This is a genomic window from Streptomyces sp. x-80, from assembly GCF_046549095.1.
Taxonomy (GTDB): domain Bacteria; phylum Actinomycetota; class Actinomycetes; order Streptomycetales; family Streptomycetaceae; genus Streptomyces; species Streptomyces celluloflavus.
The window spans coordinates 1-1,576 of record NZ_JAJPWM010000067.1; the positions used below are offsets into that span (position 1 = coordinate 1).

A 1,576-nucleotide genomic window follows, 5' to 3' on the forward strand; every position below is an offset into this window, starting at 1 on the left:
CTGACACGAAAATAGGGGCTTGAACGCTGGCCCGGTGCACGGGTTCAGACGGCTTCGATCGGGTCGAAACGGACGGTCAGGCCGAGGCTGTTGGCCTCCTTGATCATGCGGCGTATGGCTCGTTGGGGGTCTCGTTTGGTGAAGTAGTCGGCGCCGAGTTCGCGGTAGGGGACGTGGTCGTGCAGGACGTGCCAGATCGCGATGACCAGCTTGTGCATCACCGCGACCAGGGCCCGCTTGCCGCCGCGGCGGGCGGCGATCCGGCGGAAGAACACCGCGAGGTAGGAGTCCTTGTTGCGGATCGCGGCCATCGCGGCGACCCCGAGCAGCCGCTTGAGGTTGGCGTTGCCGTGCCGGGTCTTGCCCGATCGACTCACCCCGGCCGATTCGTTCTGCCCCGGGCATACGCCGACCCACGAGGCGAGGTTGTGGGCGGTGGCGAACTGGGCCATGTCCCCGCCGGTCTCGGCGATGACGATCTCCGCTGCGAGCCGGCCGATCCCGGGGATGGTGTCCAGGAGGTCCAGATCGCGCGCCAGGTCGGCCAGCAGCGTGGCCACCCGCTCATCGAAGGTGATGACCACGGAGTTGAGGTGGTCGATCGTGTCGAGGTAGTGGCGGACCATGAACGCGTGGTGCGCGGTGAAGTTCCCGTCCAGTGCCCCGATCAGGTCGGGGATCCGGGCGCGGGCTCGGCCCACGGTCAGGTCGGCGAGGCGTTCGGGGTCCCGCTCACCGGCGATCAGCGCCTCCAGGATCGCCCGTCCGGAGGCCCCGACCACGTTGGACAGGACCGCGCTGAGCTTGAAGCCGGTGTCCTCCAGCTCCTTCTCCAACCTCTGAACCTCCTGGCCTGCGGCACGGGCGATCTCGGTCCGACGACGGGTCAGATCGCGCAGCTCGCGGATGTCCTGGGGCGGCACGAACGAGCCCATCACCATCCCGGACGCGCCGGCCCGGGCAAGGAACGCGGCGTCGTTCGGGTCGGTCTTGCGCCCCCGGATCCCCTTGAGGTGGGAGGGGTTGACCAGCATCAGGTTCAGCTGCGGCTGCAGCAGGTAGTACACGGCCCGCCAGTAGTCCGAGGTCGCTTCCATGACCACGACCTCGACCTGCCGTTCCACCAGCCAGGCCAGCAGCCTGCGCAGTTCGGCCTGGGTGGTCCCGAACTGCTCCGTCTCCAGGCTCCAGCTGCCCGGCCGCTTCGCGCTGGGCGTGCGGGCGCAGGCGACCAGGAACCGCTTGCCCAGGTCCACCCCCGCTGACCGCAGATAGATGATCTCGTCCTTCACGTCCTTCACGTCCTGCCCGACCATGCCCGCTCCCCGCCGCGCGTCGCCATCGACCTGTGCAGGGCGCCCCGGAGGGGTCAAGGGAAGGTGCGGAGTCTGACACGCGTGCTCCCGGCAGCGGACCGCTGCCATGGCAACAAACCGTGGTTCCCTCGGTCAACCCCCATGGCCATCCTGAGTAACGAGCTCACCGGCATCGCAGATCGATCGGCTGGCCGGGACGCCCCGCCCAATTTTCTCTGACCCGAGGTGATCAGCGCAGCGACTCTGGCGTTCCTGAGTAG

General features: G+C 68.3%; 1 protein-coding gene. It reads right to left on the minus strand.

What is annotated here, in order from left to right:
• Positions 1-44: 44 nt before the first annotated feature.
• Positions 45-1,316, minus strand: a complete 1,272-nt coding sequence (locus tag ACLJWH_RS41920) for an IS110 family transposase (RefSeq protein ID WP_411147065.1) — start codon at positions 1,314-1,316, stop codon at positions 45-47.
• Positions 1,317-1,576 lie beyond the last annotated feature (260 nt).

What these genes read in the sequence shown, in the direction of transcription:
- ACLJWH_RS41920 (WP_411147065.1), bottom strand. Translation starts at nt 1,316, where the DNA reads ATGGTCGGGCAGGACGTGAAGGACGTGAAGGACGAGATCATCTATCTG.